The organism is Vibrio sp. 10N.247.311.14 (genome assembly GCF_041467715.1).
GTDB classification, from domain to species: Bacteria; Pseudomonadota; Gammaproteobacteria; order Enterobacterales; family Vibrionaceae; genus Vibrio; species Vibrio crassostreae_C.
In genome coordinates this window covers 67,125-91,906 of record NZ_JBFSVE010000001.1, presented here as the reverse complement: position 1 = coordinate 91,906, position 24,782 = coordinate 67,125, and the positions used below count along the sequence as shown (strand labels likewise).

The following is a 24,782-nucleotide window of genomic DNA, read 5'->3' as shown; positions in this document are numbered from 1 at the left end:
GAGCATGTCCAAAAAGTTGATGACACCAATATACGGATTTAAAGATGAACAGGGGATTAACTTACGTTATTTACTCTACTGATAAATAGAAGGGAGTTTGAAGCGAAATGACAGGCACAAAAAAGGCCACCTAACGGCAGCCTTTCAATGTTTATCTAGTCAGTAATCGGATTACTAAGCTAGTTGAGCCTTAAGGTGCTCGATAACCGTGTCCATTGCGATAGCTTCTTTATCACCAGTACGACGGTTTTTGTATTCGAAGTTACCTTCGTCCATGCTGCGATCGCCGATAACGATAGTGTGAGGGATACCCACAAGCTCGATATCTTTAAACATAACACCAGGGCGCTCTTTACGGTCATCGAATAAAACTTCGATACCCATAGCTGTTAATTCAGCGTATAGCTTCTCAGCTGCTTCTTTAACGCGCTCAGATTTGTGCATGTTCATTGGTACGATAGCAACTTGGAACGGCGCTAGTGCGTCTGGCCAAGTGATACCGAATTTATCGTGGTTTTGCTCGATAGCAGATGCAACAACACGTGAAACACCGATACCGTAACAACCCATTTCTAGGATTACGCTCTTACCATCAGGACCAAGCACGTTACAGTTCATTGCTTTAGAGTAAGTATTACCTAGTTGGAAGATGTGACCAACTTCGATACCACGCTTAAGCTGAATAGTACCTTGACCACATGGGCTAAGGTCGCCTTCAACAACGTTACGTAGATCTTCAACTTGAGCAAGCTCAACGTCACGACCCCAGTTGATGCCGAAGTAGTGCTTACCATCTACGTTTGCACCAGCGCCAAAGTCGCTCATTACAGCAACAGAGCGGTCAACGATGAATGGTAGCTCTAGGCCAACAGGTCCAAGTGAACCAGGACCTGCACCAACAAGTGCGCGGATTTCTTCTTCAGAAGCCATCTCTAGCGGAGAAGCAACCTGTGGAAGGTTCTCTGCTTTCACTTCGTTCAGTTCGTGGTCACCACGGATGATTAGCGCGATGATATCAGCGTCTACTTCATCAGAAGCTTTAACGAATAGAGTCTTAACTGTCTTCTCGATTGCTAGACCGTGTTGCTCTACCAATTCTGCGATAGTTTTCGCATTTGGTGTATCAACCAGTTCCATCTCTTGAGTTGGTGCTGCTGCATCTTCAGTAGGAGCAAGTGCTTCTGCTTTTTCGATGTTTGCTGCGTAATCTGACTCAGTTGAGAATGCGATTAGGTCTTCGCCGCTTTCAGCAAGAACGTGGAACTCTTGAGAGCCGCTGCCGCCGATTGCGCCAGAGTCTGCCAATACTGGACGGTATTCAAGGCCCATACGGTCGAATGCTTTACAGTAAGCATCGTGCATCGCTTGGTAAGACTTTTCTAAGCCTTCTTTGTCGATATCAAAGCTGTACGCATCCATCATAGAGAATTCACGTGCACGCATTACGCCAAAACGAGGGCGGCGCTCATCACGGAATTTAGTCTGGATTTGGTACAGATTTAGAGGTAGCTGTTTGTAAGAGCTGATCTCGTTACGTACTAGACTCGTTACCACTTCTTCAGCTGTTGGGCTAAGAACAAATGGACGAGAGTGACGGTCTGTGAAACGAAGTAGCTCAGGCCCCATCTTTTCAGAACGGCCAGTCTCTTCCCAAAGCTCAAACGGTTGAACTACGGGCATCAAGATTTCAACGGCACCTGCATTATCGATCTCTTGGCGAACGATATTTTCGACTTTACGCAGTACACGTAGACCAGTAGGTAGCCAAGTATATAAACCTGAAGCTAGCTTACGGATCATACCTGCACGTAGCATCAGCTGGTGGCTGATAACTTCTGCGTCGTTTGGAGTCTCTTTCAGAGTAGAAAGAAGGTAGTTACTGGTACGCATTCTATGGTATCCGTTTCATCATTGATAAAAGAAAACTTGCTGTCGTTCGTAACCACAGCAAATCTGATATAGCCGCATATAATATCAGCCTATTTGGGATCTCAAAAGCGTTCAATGTCAGTTACATTGATGAAAAGCGTTTCAACCACGAATTTCACGTTAAGATTGAACAAATTTACCGCATATTCCTTGTTGTCAGGCTTACCTTTCTTATAGGCAGGGCGAGGATCTTGGCCTAATACTTCTTTGATCACCTGAATGATATGGCGCGCTTGTGGATGGCTTGCGAGCTTACTTTGCGCTTGCTGCGAAAAGTTAACGTCGAGCACTTCTGGTTCATCGGTGGCAAACCCTCCCAATGCATCCGGAATCGAATCTGAATAGGGGATATAAGGCTTGATGTCGATGATCGGTGTACCGTCTACTAAGTCGACGCTGCCGAGATCCAACCAAGTCTGTCCTTTCTCTTGAGACACACCTTTTAGTTCAACCGCAGACATGCCAATTCCATTTGGTCTGAATGTGGCACGTGACGCGAATACACCAATACGTTCATTCCCGCCAAGGCGAGGTGGCCTCACAGTTGGTTTCCAGCCTGCTTCAAGGTTCTTGTCGAACAGAAATAGTAACCAAACATGGCTAAATTGCTCTATATCACGAACAGACTCAAGGCAGTTTGCTGCATCAACCAATCTGACTCTTGAGGTGGATGTGGGTACCAACCTGGGCTGCCTTGGCACAGCGAACTTCTCTTTATAAGGAGACTCAATAAAGCCAACAGGTTCAATGGTGTACATAGTTGGGTGTTCTCTGATTACGATTAAGACGGAAAAATATCATAAAATCGCTTGTTTTTCTTTTGATAATAATTATCATTTGCAATGTTATAACATTGCAAAATTAGTTATTTAAGGGAAATACAATGAAACCGAATATCCATCCAGATTACCGTCCCGTGGTTTTTCATGACACCAGTGTCGATGAGTACTTCTTAATCGGCTCAACGCTAAAAACAGACCGTACTATCGAATGGGAAGACGGCAATACTTATCCTTACTTCACGATTGAGGTGTCGTCAAAGTCGCATCCTTTCTATACGGGTAAACAACGAGTGCTACATAAAGAGGGACGTGTTGCGAACTTCACTCGTCGTTTTGGTCAATTAGGTAAGGGAGCGAAATAGAATGAAAGTTGTGAAATCACTTAAAAGTGCGAAAAGTCGCCATCCTGATTGCCAGATAGTAAAGCGCAGAGGTCGTCATTATGTTATCTGCAAAACCAATCCGAGATTCAAAGCGGTTCAGAAATAGTCAGTCAAATTGATGTGACGCGAGTGTAAAAACGAGGGGAAAGTCAAACTTCATTCATTTGTCTGTTTTTCTTTTCCTTCGAGAGGAACTTAACCGGATATCGAGTGTGTATTTAACGTACGATGTATTTTGTTTTCAAGTAAATCAATGGGTTATATTGTGAGTTATATTTCTAGTGAATGCGTTGTTGTAAATTATAAATCTAGTTTTTGTGTTTAATATAGATTTATTTGCTAATTAATTGTTCAAATAGAGTTAAAAGTCGTTGTTTGTTACACACTTTGTAACATTTTGAATTTCTAATTGATATTTTTGTCGCGTACCCTTCGCTGGCAATTTGAACATCTTTGTCACAATTGCACAGGAATCACTACACAAGGAGGGAACAGATGAGTTCATCTGCTTCAATAAAAAACAACGCACCAAAAAAACCTATTTTTACCCGTTTTCTCGATGGTGTTGAATATTTGGGGAACCTATTACCCCACCCGATCACTCTTTTCGCAATCTTCTGTGTCGCTATTCTAGTTACTTCAGGTATAGCTGGATATTTTGATGTGTCTGTTATGGACCCTCGTCCAGAAGGTGCTCCAGGTCGTGCTGCTGACGGCATGATCTACGTTGTAAGCTTACTTAATGCTGAAGGCTTACAGCTCATTGTTACTAATCTAGTGACAAACTTTGTTGGCTTTGCGCCATTAGGTACCGTGCTTGTTGCAATGCTAGGTGTAGCGATTGCTGAGCACTCAGGTCTATTATCTGCGGCGATGCGTGGCATGGTAATGGGCGCATCTAAGCGCATGGTTACGGTAACCGTAGTTTTCGCAGGTATTATCTCTAACACGGCTTCAGAGCTTGGCTATGTAGTACTTATCCCGCTTGCAGCAATGCTTTTCCACTCTTTGGGTCGTCACCCATTAGCAGGTCTAGCGGCAGCATTTGCTGGTGTATCTGGTGGTTACTCTGCAAACCTTCTAATCGGTACGGTTGACCCGCTGCTTTCTGGTATTACTACAACAGCAGCACAAATGATTGACCCGACTTACAACGTTGGTCCTGAATCAAACTGGTACTTCATGTTTGTTTCTACTTTCTTCATCGCGATTACAGGTGCATTTGTAACTGAGAAGATTGTTGAACCAAAACTGGGTAAATACAACGACGAAGAAGCGTCTGAAGATTTATCAAATGATTCAATGGGCAAGCTAACAGACGTTGAGAAGAAAGGCCTTAAGTTTGCGGGTATCGCAGTGCTAGCGGTTTCAGCGCTTCTTGCTTGGACGATTGTTCCAGCTGATGGTGTTCTACGTTCAGCAGCAGGTACGGTTTCAGGTTCTCCATTCCTGAAAAGTATCGTAGCGTTCATCTTCGTATTCTTCGCAGTTCCTGGTTTTGTTTACGGTAAAGTTACCGGCACAATGAAAACAGACCGTGATGTAATCAATGCAATGTCTAAGTCTATGTCTTCAATGGGCATGTACATCGTACTTGTGTTCTTCGCTGCTCAGTTTGTTGCTTTCTTCAAGTGGACTAACTTCGGTCAAGTATTCGCAGTTGCAGGTGCTACTTTCCTACAGGATATCGGCCTAACGGGTCCAATGTTGTTCTTCGCATTCATCCTAATGTGTGGCTTCATTAACCTGATGATCGGTTCGGCTTCTGCTCAGTGGGCAGTAACAGCGCCAATCTTCGTTCCAATGCTAATGTTAGTAGGTTACGCACCTGAAACGATTCAAGCGGCTTACCGTATCGGTGATTCAACAACCAACATCATTACGCCAATGATGAGCTACTTTGGTCTTATCCTAGCTGTAGCGACGCGTTACATGAAGAACCTAGGTATCGGTACTCTGATTGCAACTATGCTTCCATACTCAATCGTATTCTTGGTTGGTTGGAGCTTAATGTTCTACGTTTGGGTATTCGTATTTGGCCTACCAGTAGGTCCAGGTGCTGCAACGTACTACACGCCTTAGTTGTAGAGTAGGGGAAACCTTCTTCTAATTGATATTAAAAAAACCTGCATTGTTTGCAGGTTTTTTGATTTTTTATGGAGAGATAGAACTAGGTTAAGCTCGGATGAGCCAGCTAGCGTTTGGCTAGAATTCTATCTAAGTGGTTGGCAAACTCACGACGGTCGGTTTGAGAAAGGGCACTTGGTCCACCCGTTTGGATGCCACTTGAGCGCATGGTATCCATAAAGTCACGAATGTTCAGACGCGCTTTAATGGTCTCTTTGGTGTAAAGCTCACCGCGAGAGCTGAGTGCTTGCCCACCTTTAGTGATCACTTCGTCAGCCAGAGGGATATCGGATGTAATCACAAGATCGCCGGGTTCAGTGCGCTTTACGATTTCATCATCAGCAATATCAAACCCGCTTGGCACTTGAATTGAGTGAATGTTATTGCGTTTAGGAACGGGAACCAGATGGTTTGCCACAAAGGTACATTCAACCCCTGTGCGCTCAGCTGCGCGTACGATTGTTTCTCGGATAACCTTTGGACAAGCGTCCGCATCAACCCATATCTTCATAGTGTTCTATTTCTCTGTTAGCTTATTTATCGGTCAACTTATTGCTCAGTTGCCTTATTGATCAGTTAGTTTAGCTTCAAGCATGGCAACGCGAGCAGTGAGTTCAAGGATTTGCTTTTCCAGTTGGCTAACACGATCAAGTGCTGGCTCTTCTTGTGTCGCGACTTCAACTTTAGGAACACGATTTGCGCTTTTCCAGCTCTTGATGGTCGTGATTAAAGCGGGCATCGGAACGGATGTGCTCATACGAGCCTTAACTAAAGCAACTGTCGGCTCTTTCCCTTGCGCTTGCAGTCCTTCAAGCACTGATTTCAACTCTTCAGAAACATCTTTTGTCAGCATGTTGATCTCCATTTTTAATCTTTAGTCATTTTACTCGCTCTGGTGAATGATAGCGAATCATAAAACCGCCCATGGCTTGTGAGAGATCTCTTACAAAGGTTGTGAGATAACACGAATACATCGCTAGAGAGATTGATGTGCACATGGTTAAGGTGTTGAATTTTAATTGTTTTATATAATTAACAACTTTCTTGAATTCAAAATGTGATGCAAATCTATTGTCCGAAATCCTAAATCGCGTAAATTAAACCTTGTCGGAAGGATTCTGACACGGAACAGGAAAGCACCAAGGATTTGGTTATCTTCAGGATGAAGATTTGGTTACTTAGGATTGAGTGATCAAGCATGGAGCGTAAGGACATTGTAGGGATACAGTCAGTTAACAGGAAGTTAGCTGCAACGGAATGACAATGGACACCTTTAGGATTAAAGGGTTGGATTAGCATCAGGACGATGTAAAGGACACCGCTCACGGAACAAGTGATGTGCGCTAACTAGGATTGTTAGCTTTCAGGATGATTGGACACCGCTAGGACGGCGAAGTAAAGGAAAGAGCTGAAGGATTACAGCCACTATTATGGATGATGCATGGAGCATTAATTAGTAGCCGGACTGCTGCGAGTAAGACCCTAGCCCTGACACTTCGGTGTCGGGGCTTTTCTTTTCCTAAGGCTTTTTCTCTATCTAGGGGCTCTCTTTAATTCAGGAGCTTTTATCTAAGCACGCGACATCTGCTTTTCTGCTAATGGTCAACACAAGGAGTGTTTTATGACGATAGCAACCTCAAGAACGCTGTTGGTACCTTATACCGAGCAGTTAGAACATGACTTTATCAAGTTGAATTGCTGCCCCATCAATCGTGCTGAAATGAACGGGCCGCATTCTATTGCCTCTGCAAAACACCTATTTCAAGAAATACTGAACGACAACGTTGGTTTTTGCCGAGCCATTATCCACAACCAAACCCGCGAATACCTCGGGCATTTGTTTGTTTCGTCTGAAGAAGGGAAGCATGAACTGGGATTTATTCTGGACAAGGAGTTTTGGAATCAAGGCCTTGCTAGTGAAGTGCTAAAACCTTTCTTTAGTTTGGTTTGTTTTGAAGAACACCTAACGAATGTTGTCGCGACCGTTAATGTTGGTCATAACCCATCAATTAAGTTACTTGAAAAGTTAGGCTTTGCATTTAAAGAGACCAAACAAGATCAGTTTGGCCCTTATCATGAATATAGTTATACCGCGTATTGCGACGTTACATTCTATGAGGCTGTAGCTCAAACCGCATAGAACGGAAGCCCACCATGGTCAGTTTCCCTTGGTACAGGTCATCACCTAACGCTGAAAACTCAAATTGATACACGGTGTGCCAGCGCCAAATGGTGGTGAGCTCATGGCGCATCTTAAGTTTATGACCACTAAAGGCAACACTTAATAGCTGTAAGTCGAGCTCTTTACATTTTCTCGCAATGGCAGCTTTCGCAAGCTCGGATTGCCTGCGCTGTTGCCAAAACAGAAAGCAAAAGAAGCACAGCATCAAAATAGCCAATAAGTTATCTATCATTTAATCCATACTTCCTTTTATCTCTCTATTCCGTTCGTGATTTGAGCTTTTTGTTATGAGCTACTGAGCTGTTCTGTCTGGTATCTATTGCGACTTAGCCGCTTGTTGTAATTCTACAAGTGCATTGGCGAGTTCTGGTGATGGGTTCGAGTTCAATAATGGTAAAAATACCATTCTCAGTGTCGGAATCATCACTAAATCTGCAAATAACTGATTGAACAAGTTTTGGTTGCCCGTTTGTGCGAGACGCAGCAAGAACTGCTCAGCAATCGCAGGATCTTGCAGTGCGTGCCAGCTGCGACCAGCCAAACCAATCAATACTTCTTGGTGGCTTAAGCGCGGGCTAGCCAGAACTTGGTTAATTACGGCGTTGGTTGTGCTTTGCTCTGCGCCAGAAAGGGCACGTACCAGTGCTGACAGTAAGAACAGATCTGGCTCTTGACTGTTAATCTCATTCTCTGCCATTTCTTGTAAGCGTTGAGCGAGCTTGTCATTGATTTGCGTATGCTCAAGCGCCCCGAGAGTCGCGTATAGAGGTTCTGAAGGCAGCTTATTCAATGCTTTGCGAATCGCGACACCATTTTGTTGGCTGCCTAAACGAGCACACATATCAGTGATGCCTTGTAGGCCAACGGTTTTCCAGTTGTCCCAGCCTAGATCGCCTGTGAAGTAGTGTTGAGCGTGTTCGTAGTATTGGCTCGTTGCAAGGTCTAAACCTGCTCTTACTTGGCTATGGAACACGGCCATTTTGTCTTCTGAAGGCTTGAAGGTATATGGGTTGTTTGACAGCTTTTGTTGTTGCTCTTCGCTGATCTCACCGTTCAAACGTGTGCCCATCGCTTCGATAACAAACTTAAGGAAATTGCCGACATCACCTTGATGTAATAGGCCTCTTTCGTCCAGTTTGAATTTTAGGAACCAGATCCAAGGCTGCTTGTGTTCGTTCCAGTAGCTAATCGCTAAGTGAGCTTGTTTTTGAAGTGGAAACGGGTATGGCTGTTTCCCCTGCTCAACATCAGAGAATAGGGTGTTGTCGATCTTCTGGATACGGCGACCTAGGTCGTAGATATCGTATTGGCAACCGCTATTCTTTAGCAACTGAGTGAGCGTGTGAATCGTTTCCATAGTAATAAAGCTCCTAACTTTCTTTCCTAAATAGATGGTACTCTATGCCCCAATTTCAAGGTCACTAGATAAATAACTTGGTGAAAAATGACAGCAGCCACAAAGTTACCTCTTTTACTTCAACAATTAGAACAACAAATGCGCCAATGTTCTCTATGGAGTGTTCTTCCGCCTTCGGATGAAGCTCTGGCGAGCGTTGAACCTTTCGGGATTGATTCGTTACAACCGGAAGAGTGGTTGCAGTGGATCTTTATCGTTAAGATCAACGCAATGATGGATGCCCAAATGAGCCTACCGAAAGGCTTTGCTATCCATCCTTATTTTGGTGAAGTGTGGAAAAATGAGGCAGACAAAGTCGGACTGCTAGTGACAATTCAGAGCATTGATGAGGTATGTGCGTAATGTTAGAGATCATTTATCAAGATGAGTACTTTGTCGCGGTGAATAAGCCCGCTGGCATGCTAGTGCATCGTTCATGGTTGGATAAACACGAAACGCAATTTGTTATGCAGACATTGCGCGATCAAATTGGTCAGCATGTATTTCCATTACACCGCTTAGACAGACCGACATCGGGTGTGTTGGTGTTTGCGTTGTCGAGTGAGGTTGCTTCACAGGTGATGCCAATGTTCGCTAATCATGAGATGCAAAAAACCTATCATGCGATTGTCCGTGGTTGGATAGAAGAGGGCGATACGCTCGATTATGCACTTAAGGTTGAGCTGGATAAGATCGCAGATAAGTTCGCGAAAGAAGACAAAGAAGCGCAAGAGGCAGTGACAGTCTATGAACCGCTAGCAAAAGTAGAAGTGCCATATTCAACAGGACGCTTTCCTACGAGCCGCTACTGCTTGGTTGAGATGATGCCAAAGACAGGTCGCAAACATCAGCTGCGTCGTCACATGGCTCATCTAAGACATCCGATTGTCGGTGATACTTCACATGGTGATGGTAAGCACAATCGACTGTTCCGTGATGATTTAGATTCGCATCGTTTGTTGTTGCACGCTTCTGAGCTTCGCTTTATCCATCCTTTCACAAAAGAAGAGTTGGTGATGAAGGCCAACCTTGATGAAACTTGGCTAAGGTTGTTTGAAACCTTTGAGTGGGATACTAACTTAATCGATGCTCAAACTTGCTTGTCTAAGTAAGTCTCGCGTGTTTAGGCAATCTCCAGTCTAAGTGAATAGAGAAAATAGAATAAAAAACAAAGGGCTGATAGTGATATCAGCCCTTTTTGTATCTGTATAACCTTAACGGCATAACTAATGTTGGTTAGTTAACAGTAATAGTTAGTCGCGGGATCATTTTAGCTTTTCTAGATCAGCTTCGATCTCAGCGATCTTGCTTGATACCACTTTCTCTAGATGGCGTAAGTCGGTAAGGATCTTCTGCTTCACATCCACCTCAGCCGTTGGCGTCGGTTTGGTGATTTTGTTGAGTTCATCAATCACAAGAGTGAGGTTGCGGTTAATCTCTGTCACTTCTTTGTATTGATTATTGCCACCGCTAACAAGCACACTTTTTACTTGTCGTGGGTACTTAAATTTAACGCTTTTCGCGAACAGTTCCCCTTTCTGCTTACGAAAGTAAATCTTCAGGATATCTTTGTGCGCTTCTTGGCGAAGGGAGTAACGTTCAATCTGTTTAGGTTCGTGGATACCTAAGCCAGTGAGGTTTGGATACATAAGCGACCTCTAGGTTATGAATGTAATACTTTTATGTAATTGACTTGATCAATGTAGCAGCCTAACGACGAGCTAGATAGTTGATATCTGTGAATTGATTGTAAGTTGTGGGCAAGATCGCTCTCTATCTTTGCCCACACTTATTTGGTTATTAAACCTGTTTTTAGACTGAATTCGCTTTCTAAGGTGCGAGTTCAGAAACGTGCTCGGTTAATCGTTCTCTTAGTGCCTGTTCTTGTTCTTCAGACAGCCTTCCTCCCGCTTCACTGGTCAGAATAAACAGATCCTCTGCTCGCTCACCTATGGTGGTGATTTTGGCACCGTGCAAGTTGATGTCTAGCTCCGCAAAGGTTGCACCGACTTGAGCCAATAACCCCGGCGTATCAAGAGCTCTTAACTCCATCAAGGTACGTTTCTTGCTCTTGGTTGGTAGGAACTCAACTAAGGTTTTGACCTTAAAGTGTTGCAAGTTACGTGGCGTGCGACGCGTCTTAATCTTAGTTGGGCGGCCATCAGCCAATACATGAGTCAGATGTTTAGCAACGGCTTTGTGTCTTGCTTCATCAATCGCTTCGCCGTGCTGGTCTAGTACGATAAAGGTATCCAAAACATGACCATCTTTGCTAACCATGACCTGCGCGTCATGAACGTTAAAGTTGCGTCTGTCGAGTTCGGCAACCACGGTCGCAAACAGTGCTGCTTGGTCTTTACAATAAACGAACACTTCTGTGCCACCACGCGTCGCTTTCTTACTGATCAGCACTAACGGTTGGCTTGGGTCTTCTAGGCGAAGTAAGTGCTCACAGTGCCAAGCGATTTGTTTATGTGTGTGACGCAAGAAATAATCGGCCTTAAAGCGTTGCCACAACACTTCAATCTCACGAGCGGTGAAGCCTTCTTTACGCAGCAGTGCTGATGCCATTTGTTGGTTGTGACGAATACGGTCTCTGACATCGACAGGGTTTTCCAAGCCGCGGCGCAGTGCTCGCTGCGTTGAGTGGAACAGCTCAGCTAACAGGGTTCGTTTCCAACTGTTCCATAGCTCAGGGTTAGTCGCACAGATATCGGCAACGGTTAAACAAACCAGTAGCTCGAGTGATTCTTCATCACGCACTTTTTTGGCGAATTCGGTGATCACATCTGGGTCGTAGATATCACGACGTTGAGCCGTTACTGACATCAATAGGTGATTTTGTACCAACCACGCGACTTGTTTGGCTTCAGGCTTCGATAGCCCGTGTTCAATACAGAAAGAGTAAGCCTCAACCGCACCTATCTCAGAGTGGTCTCCGCCGCGGCCTTTGCCGATGTCATGGAAGATAGCGGCAAGGATCAGCAACTCTTTCTTCTGTACTCGAGGATAGACTTCACAGCAGATAGGGTGCTTATCGTGGTTTTCGATTTGACCAAAGCGGTTGATGTGCTTGAGCAGGCGGATACTGTGCTCATCCACGGTGTAAACATGGAATAAGTCAAACTGCATCTGACCAACGATCTGGCTCCACTGCGGTAAGTACGCAGAGAGCACGCCCAATTTGTGCATTAAGCTAAAGGCTTTGTGCAGGGCATTAGGGTGGCGAACTAGATCCATGAACTTGTCACGAGCTTCAGGAATGGTATGCAGGAATCGGTTCAATCGACGGCGTGCCGTACGCAGTTGTCGCAATGTTGGTGGACTTACCCCTTCGATAGTCGAGTCATTGGCGATATGGATGAACATATCGAGAATGGTTTCTGGTCTTGCTTGGAATAGGGCAGGCTTGCGCGCTTCGATCAACGAACCTCGACGTTGGAAATCACTATCGAGAATTTCAGCATCTTGGGTTTGACCGCCATTGATGATCGCTTGATCGAACAGCTTAAGCAGCATCTTATTCAGTTCAGCAACACGACGAAGAGTTCGGTAGAACTCTTTCATCATCATCTCAACACCACGGTTTCCTTCACCCGTATAACCCAGATGTTCAGCGACTTGAGCTTGATGCGCGAACGTTAAACGGTTGTCGTAACGGCGCAGTTCAATATGCAATGCAAAGCGAACACGCCATAAAAAATCTTGGCACTCAACGAGCTCACGATATTCAGCATCGGTCAGAAAGCCGTATTTGCTCATCTCTAACAAAGAGGTCGCGCCGAAGTGGCGACGCGCAACCCAGCTCAGGGTATGGATGTCTCTGAGCCCTCCCGGAGTCGATTTGATGTCCGGTTCTAAATTATAGGTGGTGTCGTGGTAGCGAGCATGACGCTCTCTCTGTTCTTGAATCTTGGCTTTGTAAAACGTCTCACTTGGCCAAAATGAATCGGAATGAATCTTCAGTTTTAGTTCTTGGAAAGTGTCTTCACTACCACATAACAATCGCGACTCTTGTAGGTTGGTCGCGACGGTTAAATCATCGGTGCCGATATCGAGACACTCAGTAATAGTTCGCACAGCATGGCCAACTTCGAGCTTTAAATCCCAAAGTAGAGTAATGAATTGACTGACCTTTTCACCAAGAGCTGGTGGTAGTGTTTTTTGCGAGACAATGAGAATATCAATGTCAGACAAAGGATGCAGTTCGCCACGACCATAACCACCCACTGCGACAAGTGAAATATGAGGCAGTTTGTTGAATCCGAAATTTTCCCACAAACGATTGAGAAGTAAATCCATGTATTCGGAGCGGAGTAGAACCAAATCGGTGACGGGATGGTGGTTCAGAAATTCATTTTTTTGATACTGCGTGAAGATCTCGAGCTGATTTTTTAATTCGCAGATTTCAATTTGTTCGTCATTGAACGTAAGAGGGCATTGATAAGGCATAGTCTGCTATCCGTGCAAGCAAATGAGAATAGTAAACAATTTAACAGAAGCTGATGGAAAATCGAAATTGAGTGGATAAAAAATATCCTCGACAATGCGAGGATATTTTTAAAAGGCTGATGCGCTCAGTTCGGTGAACTAAGCGTTCTTCATGATACGTGGGATTGTATCATCGCTGCGCAGTGTTAGTACTTCACAACCAGTATCAGTTACAACCAGAGTGTGCTCCCATTGAGCCGAGTTCTTGCTGTCTGCTGTGTATACTGTCCAGCTATCTTCGTCATCAAGACGACAGCCAAACTTACCCGCGTTGATCATTGGCTCGATAGTGAAGCACATGCCTGCTTTTAGCACGGTGCGATCGCTGTTCTTGTAGTGAACTACTTGTGGATCTTCGTGGAATTCAGAACCAATGCCGTGACCACAGTAATCTTTAACAATAGAGAACTTAGCGCGTGGGTTGTTCTTGTTGTTTGTTTTGATGTACTTCTCGATAGCAGTACCGATTTGACCAAGTTGAACACCTGGCTTAACTTGGCGCATGCCTTCGTAAAGTGCTTCTTGAGCAACCATGCACAGACGCTTGTTTGCAGGTGAAACCTCACCCACTAGGAACATCTTAGAGGTGTCACCGTGGTAGCCTTGAGGGCGAGTACTAAGATCGGCATTTGCGTCATCAGGGATGATAACTGTGATATCAACGTTCAGAATGTCGCCATCTTTGAGTACCGCAGGTTTGAATTGACCTGTGCTACCCGTCTCGTCTTGTGACGCGGGAATGCCGTGACACACAATATGATTGATAGACGTACAGATAGACTTAGGGAAACCGTGGTAATCGAGTGGCGCAGAGTATGCACCTCTTTCTAGAGCGTACTCATGACAAAGCGTATTGAGCTCTTCCGTCGTGGTACCCACTTGGATGTGAGGTTCGATCATCTCAATAATGTCAGCGGCCAGCTTGCCGGCGACGCGCATTTTTTCAATTTCTTCAGCAGTTTTAATTTTTACAGCCATTGCATATCTCTTAATTTGGTAGCACCTAAGTGTGCATATTGGGGCTATTCTATCAGTGCAGCAATTTAGCGCAACATTACCATGTCCGTACAATACTGGAGGATACTGTTAACGTGATTAAATAATGTTCGGTTAACAGATGCAGAACCTGCTTGATATAGACACTATTTTATAGAGAAAATTTACCTTTAGAGATCAGTATAGCAGTCGCCATTTTTAGAATTTTTTCTAGCCATAGATAGACAAAATATGGTATAAAGCGCGCCGGACATCAGGACTGTTTTCTCCAATTGGCGAAACAAGCTTTATGTCCACTAACTTATTTCTTTAAATCACACACATTCCGACACATGTTCCGGGGTGCCTCAACAACACAGATAACGGCTGAAAAGTGGTTAGTTGTTAGGGGTCGGATTCATGGGGGATGTGGAGGCCTAACCCCATAGAGGATTTTAAAATGGCAACTGTATCAATGCGCGATATGCTTAAAGCTGGTGTTCACTTCGGTCACCAAACTCGTTACTGGAACCCAAAAATGAAGCCATTCATCTTTGGTGCTCGTAACAAAGTACATATCATCAACCTAGAAAAAACTGTACCAATGTTCAACGAAGCTCTAGCAGAAATCGCTAAAGTTGGTGAGAAGAAAGGTAAAGTTCTTTTCGTTGGTACTAAGCGCGCTGCATCTGAAGCTGTTAAAGAAGCTGCTGTAAACAGCAACCAGTTCTACGTTAACAACCGCTGGTTAGGCGGTATGCTAACGAACTACAAAACTGTTCGTCAGTCTATCAAGCGTCTGAAAGAACTTGAAGCGCAAGCTCAAGACGGTACTTTCGACAAGCTAACTAAGAAAGAAGCTCTAATGCGTACTCGTGAAATGGAGAAGCTAGAGAAGTCTCTTGGTGGTATCAAGAACATGGGCGGCCTACCAGACGCTCTATTCGTAATCGATGCTGATCACGAACACATCGCAGTTAAAGAAGCAAACAACCTAGGTATCCCAGTTTACGCTGTAGTTGATACTAACTCTAACCCAGACGGCGTTGACTTCGTTATCCCAGGTAACGACGATGCAATCCGTGCAGTACAGCTTTACCTAAACGCTGCTGCAGACGCGGTTAAAGAAGGTCGTAACAAAGACGTTGCTGCTGTAGCTGCTGAAAAAGATGGTTTTGTAGAAGCTGAATAATAGCGGCTCTGAATCACGCTTGGCTTAGCTAATATAGATTTTGAAATCTTTATTAAATGTAAGCTAAGTTATAGTTAGATCGGGGGCCTCGTTTTGGCCCCTGATTTTTACCTTATTTTCGAATCAACCGAGGAATAGAGAATGGCAACTGTAACTGCTGCTCTAGTTAAAGAACTTCGCGAGCGCACTGGCGCTGGCATGATGGAATGTAAGAAAGCGCTTGTAGAAGCAAACGCTGACATCGAACTAGCAATTGAAAACATGCGTAAATCTGGCGCAGCGAAAGCAGCTAAGAAAGCTGGTAACGTTGCTGCTGAAGGCGCAATCATCATCAAAGAAGAGAACGGTGTAGCTGTTCTTCTTGAAGTTAACTGCCAAACTGACTTCGTAGCAAAAGATGCTAGCTTCACTGCGTTTGCAGAAGAAGTTGCAGCTGCAGCAGTAGCTTCTAAAGCTTCTGTAGAAGAGCTACAAGCACAGTTCGAAGAAACTCGCGTTGCTCTAGTTGCTAAAATCGGCGAAAACATCAACATCCGTCGCGTAGCTTACGTTGAAGGTGCTGCACTAGCTTCTTACCGTCACGGTGAGAAAATCGGTGTTGTTGTAGCTGGTGAAGGCGAAGCTGAAACTCTTAAGCACGTTGCTATGCACGTTGCTGCTTCTCGTCCTGAGTTTGTTAACCCAGAAGACGTACCAGCAGACGTAGTTGCTAAAGAGAAAGAAGTTCAAGTTGAAATCGCTATGAACGAAGGCAAGCCTCAAGAGATCGCTGAGAAAATGGTTATCGGCCGTATGAAGAAATTCACGGGCGAAATCTCTCTAACTGGTCAAGCTTTCATCATGGAACCTAAGAAAACTGTTGGCGAAATCCTTAAAGAAAAAGGCGCTGCAGTATCTAACTTCGTACGTCTAGAAGTTGGTGAAGGTATCGAGAAAGCTGCTGAAATGAGCTTCGCTGACGAAGTTGCAGCGGTACAAAAAGGTTAATCCTTAGCGTATTGTTTGAAAAAAGACCGTGGCAAATGCTGCGGTCTTTTTATGAATAGTGAACTATTTTTGAAGGCAACGTTAGTGGTTATGAATGCAAACTGACTTACTCAGTTTTTATCCATGACTGTTAATCATCAACTCTTTGGAAGGTAAACTCCATGACTACGAACCCTAAACCAGTGTATCAACGTATTCTGTTAAAACTTAGCGGTGAAGCGCTACAAGGCGAAGAAGGTTTTGGTATTGACCCAACGATCCTTGATCGTATGGCTCAAGAAGTAAAAGAATTGGTTGAACTAGGCGTTCAAGTTGGTGTTGTTATCGGTGGCGGTAACTTGTTCCGTGGTGCTGGTCTTGCTGAAGCTGGCATGAACCGCGTTGTTGGTGACCACATGGGTATGCTTGCAACGGTAATGAACGGCCTTGCAATGCGTGACGCTCTTCACCGTGCTTACGTAAACGCACGTGTAATGTCTGCAATCCCTCTTAAAGGTGTGTGTGACGACTACAACTGGGCAGATGCAATCAGCCAACTACGTCAAGGTCGCGTTGTGATCTTCTCTGCTGGTACGGGTAACCCATTCTTCACTACGGATTCTGCTGCATGTCTACGTGGTATCGAAATCGAAGCTGACGTAGTTCTAAAAGCGACAAAAGTAGATGGTGTATTTACTTCTGACCCTGTAGCAAACCCAGACGCAGAGTTGTATGATACGTTGTCTTACAACACGGTTCTTGATAAAGAACTTAAAGTAATGGACTTGGCTGCATTTACGCTAGCACGTGATCACAAAATGCCAATCCGTGTATTTAACATGAATAAACCAGGCGCACTACGTCGCGTGGTTATGGGTGAAACTGAAGGTACATTAATCAGCGACGCTGACTAATTTTTCGGGCTTACTGAGGTGTTGTACCTTGGTAAGCTTATCCTTATCACTCCAAATAAAAAGCTTTCTTGAAGAAAGAACATAATCAAGGTGAAATTGTGATTAACGAAATCAAAAAAGACGCTCAAGAGCGCATGGTAAAAAGTGTTGATGCACTAAAAAACAGCCTGCAAAAGATTCGTACAGGCCGTGCTCACCCGAGCCTACTTTCTGGTCTTACTGTTGAGTACTACGGTGCTCCAACGCCTTTGACTCAAGTAGCTAACGTTATCGCTGAAGATGCACGTACACTAGCTATTACAGTGTTTGATAAAACACTGACTCCTCTAGTTGAAAAAGCAATCCTGACATCTGACCTAGGCCTAAACCCTATGTCTGCTGGTACGGTTATCCGTGTTCCACTTCCACCGCTAACGGAAGAGCGTCGTAAAGACCTAGTTAAAATCGTTCGTGGCGAAGCTGAAGGTGGCCGTGTTGCTATCCGTAACATCCGTCGTGACGCGAATGGCGATCTAAAAGCACTTCTTAAAGATAAAGAAATCTCTGAAGATGAAGATCGTAAAGCACAAGACGAAATTCAAAAGCTAACTGACGCTGCGGTTAAGAACGTAGACGAAGTTCTAGCTGTTAAAGAAAAAGAGTTGATGGAAGTTTAATTTTCCATATTCTTTTCTTTCCGGAAAAACGCTGTACTCACGGTGCAGCGTTTTTTTATGCTACTCTGTTCGACTATTAGAATTTGATTCACTCTTTTATGCATAATTCTCAAGCGTTCACAGACTCTCTTCCTAAACACATTGCTATCATTATGGATGGTAATGGTCGCTGGGCAAAAGCTCAGGGCAAGCCTCGCGTCTTTGGCCATAAAAACGGTGTTCAAGCCGTTCGTAAAACTATCTCTTCTGCAGCCAGACTTGGCATTAAAGCCGTTACTCTTTTTGCATTTAGTAGCGAAAACTGGCGTCGTCCTGAAGAAGAAGTCGGTATCTTGATGGAACTGTTTATTTCAGTGCTGTCGAGTGAAGTTAAAAAGCTTCATAAAAATAATCTACAACTTCGTGTTATTGGTGATAAAAGTCGTTTCAATGATCGACTACAAAAGAAGATAGAAGAAGCGGAAGCTTTGACTAGCACCAATACGGGTATGGTTATTAATATTGCAGCTAACTACGGCGGTAAGTGGGATATTCAGCAAGCAATGACCTCTATTGCTCAACAGGTAAAGTCTGGTGATATTAATGTAGATGACATTGATGAAGCTATGATTACACAGCACCTGACAATGGCAGATATTCCTGAAGTCGATCTACTTATCCGTACCAGTGGCGAATGCCGCATTAGTAATTTTATGCTTTGGCAGTTGGCTTACGCCGAAATGTATTTCACTGAACAATTCTGGCCAGACTTTAATGAAGACAGCTTAGTAGAAGCTGTGACTTGGTTTGTTAACCGTGAGCGTCGTTTTGGATGCACCGGTGAGCAAATTAAAGCTCTGATGGACAGTTAATAAGGATTTTTTGGTTTGAAACAACGAATTATTACGGCGTTGATTTTAGCTCCCCTAGTTATTCTAGGTATTTTCGAGTTATCACTTCCTACATTTATTCTTTCACTAGCGGTAATCTCGCTATTGGGTTTTTGGGAGTGGACTCAGTTTGTTGAAAGCAAATCACGTTATGTAGCGTTGATTCCAACGGTTGTGGTAAGTGCTGCAAGTTTTGCTTTTATCCCTTTTGATGCATTTAGCCTTAATAACTTGTCTACTGCTCACTACGCCATTCTAACGATTGGCTCGATTTGGTGGGTAATCGCGAGTGGCATGGCGGTGACTTATCCTAAGTCTATGCCTGCATGGAAAGACTCTTCTCTTCTTCGTCACGCCTTTGGTGTGCTGACTCTGCTGCCATTCTTCTGGAGTGTGGTTATCCTGCGTGCTAACGGTATCGATGCTGATCCTTACCACGGTGCTAAACTGGTGATGTTTGTTTGCTTGCTTGTTTGGGCTGCAGATAGCGGCGCATACTTTTCAGGAAAGAGTTTTGGTAAGCGTAAAATGGCACCAGCGGTAAGCCCTAATAAGACGATTGAAGGTCTTATCGGTGGCATTATTACTGCGGTGATCGTGGCTTGGATCTTTGCTGACTTGTTTGACATCCAATTCACAAGCCCACTTCACATGATTGTTATTACCCTTGTGACCGTTGTTATTTCTGTTCTAGGTGACCTTGTTGAAAGCATGTTTAAGCGTGTTTCTGGGGTGAAAGACAGCAGTAATCTGATTCCTGGTCATGGTGGTATACTAGATAGAATAGATAGCTTAACGGCTGCATTCCCTGTCTTTGCTCTGCTTTATTTAGCATTCTAATAAAAAAGGGCAGTGATTCTGCCCTTTATTACATTTCTACGGTCATATGTGATGCGAAATCTAACTATCCTTGGCGCTACCGGCTCAATTGGTGCAAGTACACTAAAAGTCGTTGAGCAAAACCCAGATCTCTATTCAGTGGTTGCACTGGCTGCAGGCTCGAATGTTGAAAAGATGCTGGCGTTAGTTGAAAAGTGGCAACCAAGCTATGTTGCTATGGCTTGCTCTGATGCAGCGTCTCAACTGACTGAAGTGTTGTCCGTGAGTTACCCTAACGTAAAAGTACTTTCAGGCACTGAAGGCATGTGTCAGGTTGCTTCTCTAGAGGAAGTGGACACGGTAATGGCCGCGATTGTTGGTGCCGCTGGTTTACTTCCTACTATGTCTGCGGTTAAAGCGGGCAAGCGTATCTTGCTTGCAAACAAAGAAGCTTTGGTGATGTCTGGGCAGTTGTTTATCGACGCCGTGGAAAAATACGGTGCAGAGCTGCTTCCTGTCGATAGCGAGCATAATGCTATTTTCCAATGCCTTCCGCAGAACGTACAAACTAACCTAGGCCGCTGTAACCTTGAAGAAAACGGCATTAACCATATTCTTCTGACTGGTTCTGGTGGTCCTTTCCGTTATACCGATGTGGCTGAACTCGAATCAGTGAATCCTGAACGCGCAATTGCACACCCTAACTGGTCTATGGGGCCTAAGATCTCTGTCGATTCTGCGACTATGATGAATAAAGGGCTAGAGTACATTGAAGCGAAATGGCTATTTAATGCTTCTCAGGAGCAGTTAAAGGTCATCATTCACCCGCAGTCTGTAATTCACTCGATGGTTCAGTACAAGGATGGCTCTGTGCTTGCTCAAATGGGCGAACCAGATATGGCAACGCCAATCGCTTTGACGATGTCTTACCCTAATCGTACCGAGGCGGGTGTTAAGCCTTTAGACTTTACTAAAGTGGGTGAGCTTACCTTCTTAGAACCAGATTTCAGTCGTTACCCGTGTTTGAGGTTAGCGATTGAAGCGTGCTACTTAGGTCAGCATGCGACAACAGCCATTAATGCAGCAAACGAGATCGCGGTCGATGCTTTCTTGAACAATCAGGTGAAGTTTACCGATATTGCTGTCATTAACGAACACGTTATGAGCAAAGTATGTGAACAACATAACTCTGAGGGTTTAGATAGCTTGGAAAGCCTTCTCGAGCTCGATAATATGTCTCGTCAAATAGCCATTCAATTTATTAAAGAGCAGCTAGCATGAGTGGAATTCTGTGGAACTTCGCATCTTTTATCGTAGCGCTTGGCATTCTGGTTGCTGTTCATGAGTTTGGACACTTCTGGGTCGCTCGTCGTTGTGGTGTGAAAGTTGAAAAATTCTCGATTGGTTTTGGTAAATCAATCTGGAGTAAAGTTGGCCGTGATGGTACTGAATACAGCTTGTCAGTGATTCCACTGGGCGGCTACGTTAAGATGCTCGATGGTCGTGTTGACGATCTTTCTGAAGATCAACAGCAATACGCTTTCGACAAGAAGCCGCTTTGGAAACGAACGGCGATTGTGGGTGCAGGCCCTGCATTCAACTTTATCTTTGCGGTGTTCGCGTATTGGTTAGTATTTTTGATTGGCGTACCCGCGGTTAAGCCCGTGATTGGTGAAGTCACTCCACAATCTATTGCTGCACAAGCCGGAATTGAAACTGGAATGGAACTTAAATCTATTTCAGGAATCAAAACCGCAGATTGGGAATCAGTCAATATGGGGTTGATATCGCACATTGGTGATCAATCCATGACAGTGACGGTTGCTTCTCAAGACGACATCGGCTTTGAGCAACAAATGACATTGGATATTTCAGACTGGTCGTTCAACCCAGAAACTGAATCTGCAATGACAACGCTGGGCTTTAGACCGTATTCTCCAGAGATATCGACCGTACTGGCTCAAATCATTGATGATGGCGCTGCATACGATGCAGGTCTTGAAGCTGGCGATAAAATTGTTGAGATTAACGGGCAACCTATTGAACAGTGGCAGTCGGTTGTTGAGTTAATTCGTGCTAATCCAATGACATCATTGGACTTGGTCGTATTGCGAAATGGTGCCGAGCAGTCATTGGTTATGACACCAAAAAGTCGAGAGCTTTCTGATGGTTCGACAATCGGCTATGCAGGTATTGCTCCGGAAGTCGCAGAATGGCCAGAAGATTATCGCTTTGAGTTACAATTTGGTGTAATTGAGTCTGTAGGAAAAGCATTTGATAAAACAGGTCAAATCATTGGATTGACACTGACAATGCTTAAGAAGCTCATCGTTGGTGATGTTGGCTTAAACAACTTGAGTGGCCCTATTTCAATCGCTAAAGGTGCAGGTACAACCGCCGATTACGGTTTGGTTTACTTCTTAGGCTTTTTGGCTCTGATTAGTGTTAACTTGGGGATTATTAATTTGGTTCCGCTGCCTATGCTTGATGGCGGACATTTGCTCTTTTTCGCTATTGAGGCCGTTACTCGTAAACCGGTGCCTGAAAAAGTTCAGGAAATGGGATACAGAGTGGGAGGTGCAATCCTCTTCTCTTTGATGGCTCTGGCAATATTTAATGATTTTACTCGTCTGTGAATGGTTTCTCACAGGCATTGGTAGTAGCAAGGAATAATTAGAATAAGTATGGCGATTAAGCAAATTCTGTTCGCAAGTCTATTGGCCACTAGTGTGGCTGCGAACGGAGCACAAAATTTTGTGGTTCAAGATATCAAGATCGAAGGTTTACAGCGTGTTGCACTTGGTGCAGCTCTACTGAAAATGCCAGTGCGTATTGGCGATGAAGTGGATGAAAGCGATGTATCTGAGATCATTCGTGCATTGTATGCTTCAGGTAACTTCGAGGACGTTAAAGTTCTTCGCGATGAAGGTGTTTTAGTTGTTCAAGTAAAAGAACGACCGACCATCGCGAGCATTTCATTCTCGGGTAACAAAGCGATCAAAGAAGAGCAACTTCAGCAGAACCTAGATGCGTCTGGTGTTCGTGAAGGTGAGGCTCTTGACCGTACTACGCTGAGTAACATTGAAAAAGGCCTTGAAGATTTTTACTACAGTGTTGGTAAGTACAACGCGACAGTAAAAGCGGTTGTGACACCTCTGCCACGTAACCGTTCTGACCTTAAGTTTGTGTTTACTGAGGGCGTATCCGCTAAGATTCAGCAAATCAACTTTATCGGTAATGAAGTCTTCTCTGACTCTGAACTGCTTAGTCGTTTCAATCTGAATGTTGATGTTGCATGGTGGAATTTCCTTGCGGATGAAAAATACCAAAAGCAAGTATTAGCCGGTGATATCGAAGCGCTGAAATCTTACTACCTTGACCGTGGTTACCTTAAGTTTAAGGTTGACTCTACGCAGGTGGCGATCTCTCCAGACAAAAAAGGTGTTTACATCACGCTTGGCCTCGATGAAGGCGAAGCCTACACCGTTAAAGATGTCTCTTTCCGTGGTGAATTAATCGGTCGTGAGGCTGACTTCGAAGCGTTAGTGCCATTCGAAGACGGCGATACGTACAACGGTTCTTCGGTAACGTCTTTGGAAGAGAACGTAAAACGAATTCTTGGTGAATCTGGCTACGCGTACCCACAAGTTCGCACGATTCCTGAATTTGACGATGAGACCAAAGAAGTGTCGTTGGTTATCAATGTAGAAGCGGGCAGCCGTATCTATGTTCGTGATATTCGATTCACGGGTAACAACTCAACGAAAGACGAAGTACTGCGTCGTGAAATGCGTCAAATGGAAGGCAGCTGGCTTAACTCTAAGTCCATTGATACCGGTAAGAGCCGTCTTAACCGTTTAGGTTTCTTTGAAACGGTTGATGTACAAACAGTGCGTGTTCCTGGCAGTGAAGACCAAGTTGATTTGGTTTACAACGTTAAGGAAGCGAACTCAGGCAGTATCAACTTTGGTGTCGGCTACGGTACTGAATCTGGTGTGAGTTTCCAAGTTGGCCTGCAACAAGACAACTTTGCGGGCTCTGGTAACCGTGTTGGCGTAAGTGCCATGATGAACGATTACCAAAAAAACGTGAGCTTAGACTACCGTGACCCATACTGGAACCTGGATGGTGTGAGCTTAGGCGGTAAGATCTTCTACAACGAATTTGAAGCCTCTGAAGCGGGCATCGTCGACTATACCAACCAAAGTTATGGTACGAGCTTAACCTGGGGTTTCCCTATGGATGAGCTGAACCGCATTGAGTTCGGTGTTGGCTATACGCACAACAAGATCGGTAACGTACCGACTTATATCCAGGTTGAACAGTTTGCGAGAAGTATCGACCAATACGGTGATGAGCACATCTTAACTGATGACTTCGATATCAATATCTCTTGGACGCGTAACAACTTGAACCGTGGTTTCTTCCCAACAGAGGGTAACCACCAACGTGCTTTCGCTAAAATGACGGTACCAGGCTCTGATGCTCAGTACTTCAAAATGCAGTACGATGTAAAACATTACATCCCGCTGACCAAAAAGCATGAGTTCACACTATTGATGCGCGGCCGATTAGGCTATGGTAATGGTTATGGTCAAACAGATGGTAACGATAACTTGTTCCCATTCTACGAGAACTACTACGCAGGTGGTTTTACAACCCTACGTGGTTTTGGCTCTAACTCAGCTGGCCCGAAAGCCGTTTACGGCAGCAGCACAGGTAATAACCCAACCTATGATACCGCTACTGATGATTCAGTGGGTGGTAACGCGGTTGCCTTAGCAAGCTTAGAGTTAATTGTACCAACGCCGTTTGCTTCTGATGAAGCGCGCAGCCAAATTCGTACCAGTGTCTTCTTCGATATGGCAAGTGTATGGGATACCGAGTTCGTAGACCGTGGCGCACCTAACAGTGGCGGCCAGTACTACTACGATTACTCTGATCCAACAAATTACCGTTCATCTTATGGTGCAGCCCTTCAATGGATGTCACCGATGGGCCCACTGGTTTTCTCTCTAGCGAAACCAATTAAAGTTTACGAAGGTGATGATGAGGAATTCTTCACATTCACCATTGGTAGAACTTTCTAATATTTAAAGGA

24 protein-coding genes are annotated in these 24,782 nt (G+C 44.4%); 15 read left to right on the top strand and 9 right to left on the bottom strand.

Annotation, left to right across the window (positions count from 1 at the left end; translation table 11 throughout):
* Nucleotides 1-174: 174 nt before the first annotated feature.
* The gene (locus AB6F11_RS00460; RefSeq protein ID WP_017063353.1) at nt 175-1,890 is read right to left on the bottom strand and encodes a proline--tRNA ligase; all 1,716 of its coding nucleotides are present in this window, start codon (nt 1,888-1,890) and stop codon (nt 175-177) included.
* A 101-nt stretch (nt 1,891-1,991) separates the two neighbouring features.
* A complete protein-coding gene (tsaA, locus tag AB6F11_RS00455) occupies nt 1,992-2,687 on the bottom strand; it encodes a tRNA (N6-threonylcarbamoyladenosine(37)-N6)-methyltransferase TrmO (RefSeq protein WP_102394419.1) in 696 nt (231 codons plus the stop codon).
* A gap of 125 nt (nt 2,688-2,812) precedes the next feature.
* Between tsaA and AB6F11_RS00450 the strand changes: the two genes are divergently transcribed.
* From AB6F11_RS00450 to AB6F11_RS00440, 3 genes are all read left to right on the top strand, one after another.
* The gene (locus AB6F11_RS00450; protein ID WP_009847432.1) at nt 2,813-3,073 is read left to right on the top strand and encodes a type B 50S ribosomal protein L31; all 261 of its coding nucleotides are present in this window, start codon (nt 2,813-2,815) and stop codon (nt 3,071-3,073) included.
* Between the two features lies 1 nt (nt 3,074).
* Nucleotides 3,075-3,200 carry a type B 50S ribosomal protein L36 gene (ykgO, locus tag AB6F11_RS00445; RefSeq protein ID WP_004734365.1) on the top strand — a complete coding sequence of 42 codons (126 nt, stop codon included), beginning with the start codon at nt 3,075-3,077 and terminating at the stop codon, nt 3,198-3,200.
* Nucleotides 3,201-3,589: 389 nt separating this feature from the next.
* Nucleotides 3,590-5,176 (top strand): AbgT family transporter, encoded by a 1,587-nt coding sequence (locus AB6F11_RS00440; RefSeq protein WP_102394420.1) that lies wholly within the window; start codon nt 3,590-3,592, stop codon nt 5,174-5,176.
* A 112-nt stretch (nt 5,177-5,288) separates the two neighbouring features.
* Here AB6F11_RS00440 and AB6F11_RS00435 read toward each other — a convergent pair whose 3' ends face one another.
* The gene (locus tag AB6F11_RS00435; protein WP_017063355.1) at nt 5,289-5,732 is read right to left on the bottom strand and encodes a YaiI/YqxD family protein; all 444 of its coding nucleotides are present in this window, start codon (nt 5,730-5,732) and stop codon (nt 5,289-5,291) included.
* Nucleotides 5,733-5,786: 54 nt separating this feature from the next.
* Nucleotides 5,787-6,074, bottom strand: coding sequence for a hypothetical protein (locus AB6F11_RS00430; RefSeq protein WP_017069390.1), 288 nt, complete (start codon nt 6,072-6,074; stop codon nt 5,787-5,789).
* Between the two features lie 768 nt (nt 6,075-6,842).
* Between AB6F11_RS00430 and AB6F11_RS00425 the strand changes: the two genes are divergently transcribed.
* Nucleotides 6,843-7,361: a GNAT family N-acetyltransferase gene (locus AB6F11_RS00425; protein ID WP_017060749.1), complete on the top strand. Its 519-nt coding sequence runs from the start codon at nt 6,843-6,845 to the stop codon at nt 7,359-7,361.
* Here AB6F11_RS00425 and AB6F11_RS00420 read toward each other — a convergent pair.
* Nucleotides 7,327-7,635 carry a DUF3301 domain-containing protein gene (locus AB6F11_RS00420; protein ID WP_017060748.1) on the bottom strand — a complete coding sequence of 103 codons (309 nt, stop codon included), beginning with the start codon at nt 7,633-7,635 and terminating at the stop codon, nt 7,327-7,329. The two genes, AB6F11_RS00425 and AB6F11_RS00420, sit on opposite strands and share 35 nt — an antisense overlap.
* Before the next feature lie 84 nt (nt 7,636-7,719).
* Entirely contained in the window at nt 7,720-8,760 is a 1,041-nt protein-coding gene (locus AB6F11_RS00415) for a DUF3549 family protein (protein WP_017060747.1), read from the bottom strand.
* Between the two features lie 87 nt (nt 8,761-8,847).
* Between AB6F11_RS00415 and AB6F11_RS00410 the strand changes: the two genes are divergently transcribed.
* Together AB6F11_RS00410 and truC are read left to right on the top strand one after the other, a co-directional pair.
* Nucleotides 8,848-9,162 carry a YqcC family protein gene (locus AB6F11_RS00410; RefSeq protein WP_102394421.1) on the top strand — a complete coding sequence of 105 codons (315 nt, stop codon included), beginning with the start codon at nt 8,848-8,850 and terminating at the stop codon, nt 9,160-9,162.
* Nucleotides 9,162-9,911 carry a tRNA pseudouridine(65) synthase TruC gene (gene truC, locus AB6F11_RS00405; RefSeq protein ID WP_017060745.1) on the top strand — a complete coding sequence of 250 codons (750 nt, stop codon included), beginning with the start codon at nt 9,162-9,164 and terminating at the stop codon, nt 9,909-9,911. Before AB6F11_RS00410 ends, truC begins: the two co-directional genes overlap by 1 nt.
* A gap of 153 nt (nt 9,912-10,064) precedes the next feature.
* Here the strand turns inward: truC and AB6F11_RS00400 are convergent, their stop codons facing one another.
* The 3 genes from AB6F11_RS00400 to map form a co-directional block, all read right to left on the bottom strand.
* On the bottom strand, nt 10,065-10,448 hold the full coding sequence (locus AB6F11_RS00400; protein ID WP_004734354.1) for a DUF3461 family protein: 384 nt from the start codon (nt 10,446-10,448) through the stop codon (nt 10,065-10,067).
* Between the two features lie 181 nt (nt 10,449-10,629).
* On the bottom strand, nt 10,630-13,251 hold the full coding sequence (glnD, locus tag AB6F11_RS00395) for a bifunctional uridylyltransferase/uridylyl-removing protein GlnD (protein WP_102394422.1): 2,622 nt from the start codon (nt 13,249-13,251) through the stop codon (nt 10,630-10,632).
* Between the two features lie 138 nt (nt 13,252-13,389).
* Complete coding sequence (map, locus tag AB6F11_RS00390; protein ID WP_017060743.1) at nt 13,390-14,268, bottom strand: type I methionyl aminopeptidase; 879 nt, start codon at nt 14,266-14,268, stop codon at nt 13,390-13,392.
* A gap of 457 nt (nt 14,269-14,725) precedes the next feature.
* On the opposite strand from map, the gene rpsB reads away from it, so the two are divergent.
* From rpsB to bamA, 9 genes are all read left to right on the top strand, one after another.
* A complete protein-coding gene (gene rpsB / locus AB6F11_RS00385) occupies nt 14,726-15,457 on the top strand; it encodes a 30S ribosomal protein S2 (protein ID WP_032546326.1) in 732 nt (243 codons plus the stop codon).
* A 141-nt stretch (nt 15,458-15,598) separates the two neighbouring features.
* Nucleotides 15,599-16,444, top strand: coding sequence for a translation elongation factor Ts (gene tsf / locus AB6F11_RS00380; RefSeq protein ID WP_017063361.1), 846 nt, complete (start codon nt 15,599-15,601; stop codon nt 16,442-16,444).
* A gap of 161 nt (nt 16,445-16,605) precedes the next feature.
* Nucleotides 16,606-17,337, top strand: a complete 732-nt coding sequence (gene pyrH / locus AB6F11_RS00375; protein WP_017060742.1) for a UMP kinase — start codon at nt 16,606-16,608, stop codon at nt 17,335-17,337.
* Between the two features lie 98 nt (nt 17,338-17,435).
* On the top strand, nt 17,436-17,993 hold the full coding sequence (gene frr / locus AB6F11_RS00370) for a ribosome recycling factor (RefSeq protein ID WP_017060741.1): 558 nt from the start codon (nt 17,436-17,438) through the stop codon (nt 17,991-17,993).
* A 98-nt stretch (nt 17,994-18,091) separates the two neighbouring features.
* The gene (locus AB6F11_RS00365; protein ID WP_017063364.1) at nt 18,092-18,844 is read left to right on the top strand and encodes an isoprenyl transferase; all 753 of its coding nucleotides are present in this window, start codon (nt 18,092-18,094) and stop codon (nt 18,842-18,844) included.
* 15 nt (nt 18,845-18,859) lie between these two features.
* The gene (locus tag AB6F11_RS00360) at nt 18,860-19,702 is read left to right on the top strand and encodes a phosphatidate cytidylyltransferase (protein ID WP_017063365.1); all 843 of its coding nucleotides are present in this window, start codon (nt 18,860-18,862) and stop codon (nt 19,700-19,702) included.
* Nucleotides 19,703-19,753: 51 nt separating this feature from the next.
* Nucleotides 19,754-20,962 (top strand): 1-deoxy-D-xylulose-5-phosphate reductoisomerase, encoded by a 1,209-nt coding sequence (gene ispC, locus AB6F11_RS00355; protein WP_102394423.1) that lies wholly within the window; start codon nt 19,754-19,756, stop codon nt 20,960-20,962.
* Complete coding sequence (gene rseP / locus AB6F11_RS00350) at nt 20,959-22,317, top strand: sigma E protease regulator RseP (protein WP_017060736.1); 1,359 nt, start codon at nt 20,959-20,961, stop codon at nt 22,315-22,317. Before ispC ends, rseP begins: the two co-directional genes overlap by 4 nt.
* A gap of 48 nt (nt 22,318-22,365) precedes the next feature.
* Nucleotides 22,366-24,771 carry an outer membrane protein assembly factor BamA gene (bamA, locus tag AB6F11_RS00345; protein WP_102394424.1) on the top strand — a complete coding sequence of 802 codons (2,406 nt, stop codon included), beginning with the start codon at nt 22,366-22,368 and terminating at the stop codon, nt 24,769-24,771.
* Nucleotides 24,772-24,782: the final 11 nt, after the last annotated feature.

Excerpts from the sequence above, each read along its gene's own strand:
- ispC (WP_102394423.1), top strand. The coding sequence starts at position 19,754 with ATGCGAAATCTAACTATCCTTGGCGCTACCGGCTCAATTGGTGCAAGT.
- AB6F11_RS00460 (WP_017063353.1), bottom strand. The coding sequence starts at position 1,890 with ATGCGTACCAGTAACTACCTTCTTTCTACTCTGAAAGAGACTCCAAAC.
- AB6F11_RS00425 (WP_017060749.1), top strand. The coding sequence starts at position 6,843 with ATGACGATAGCAACCTCAAGAACGCTGTTGGTACCTTATACCGAGCAG.
- ykgO (WP_004734365.1), top strand. The coding sequence starts at position 3,075 with ATGAAAGTTGTGAAATCACTTAAAAGTGCGAAAAGTCGCCATCCTGAT.
- AB6F11_RS00435 (WP_017063355.1), bottom strand. The coding sequence starts at position 5,732 with ATGAAGATATGGGTTGATGCGGACGCTTGTCCAAAGGTTATCCGAGAA.
- tsaA (WP_102394419.1), bottom strand. The coding sequence starts at position 2,687 with ATGTACACCATTGAACCTGTTGGCTTTATTGAGTCTCCTTATAAAGAG.
- AB6F11_RS00365 (WP_017063364.1), top strand. The coding sequence starts at position 18,092 with ATGCATAATTCTCAAGCGTTCACAGACTCTCTTCCTAAACACATTGCT.
- AB6F11_RS00440 (WP_102394420.1), top strand. The coding sequence starts at position 3,590 with ATGAGTTCATCTGCTTCAATAAAAAACAACGCACCAAAAAAACCTATT.
- AB6F11_RS00410 (WP_102394421.1), top strand. The coding sequence starts at position 8,848 with ATGACAGCAGCCACAAAGTTACCTCTTTTACTTCAACAATTAGAACAA.
- rseP (WP_017060736.1), top strand. The coding sequence starts at position 20,959 with ATGAGTGGAATTCTGTGGAACTTCGCATCTTTTATCGTAGCGCTTGGC.
- map (WP_017060743.1), bottom strand. The coding sequence starts at position 14,268 with ATGGCTGTAAAAATTAAAACTGCTGAAGAAATTGAAAAAATGCGCGTC.
- tsf (WP_017063361.1), top strand. The coding sequence starts at position 15,599 with ATGGCAACTGTAACTGCTGCTCTAGTTAAAGAACTTCGCGAGCGCACT.
- AB6F11_RS00400 (WP_004734354.1), bottom strand. The coding sequence starts at position 10,448 with ATGTATCCAAACCTCACTGGCTTAGGTATCCACGAACCTAAACAGATT.
- truC (WP_017060745.1), top strand. The coding sequence starts at position 9,162 with ATGTTAGAGATCATTTATCAAGATGAGTACTTTGTCGCGGTGAATAAG.
- pyrH (WP_017060742.1), top strand. The coding sequence starts at position 16,606 with ATGACTACGAACCCTAAACCAGTGTATCAACGTATTCTGTTAAAACTT.
- AB6F11_RS00430 (WP_017069390.1), bottom strand. The coding sequence starts at position 6,074 with ATGCTGACAAAAGATGTTTCTGAAGAGTTGAAATCAGTGCTTGAAGGA.
- AB6F11_RS00420 (WP_017060748.1), bottom strand. The coding sequence starts at position 7,635 with ATGATAGATAACTTATTGGCTATTTTGATGCTGTGCTTCTTTTGCTTT.
- AB6F11_RS00415 (WP_017060747.1), bottom strand. The coding sequence starts at position 8,760 with ATGGAAACGATTCACACGCTCACTCAGTTGCTAAAGAATAGCGGTTGC.
- bamA (WP_102394424.1), top strand. The coding sequence starts at position 22,366 with ATGGCGATTAAGCAAATTCTGTTCGCAAGTCTATTGGCCACTAGTGTG.
- rpsB (WP_032546326.1), top strand. The coding sequence starts at position 14,726 with ATGGCAACTGTATCAATGCGCGATATGCTTAAAGCTGGTGTTCACTTC.
- AB6F11_RS00450 (WP_009847432.1), top strand. The coding sequence starts at position 2,813 with ATGAAACCGAATATCCATCCAGATTACCGTCCCGTGGTTTTTCATGAC.
- glnD (WP_102394422.1), bottom strand. The coding sequence starts at position 13,251 with ATGCCTTATCAATGCCCTCTTACGTTCAATGACGAACAAATTGAAATC.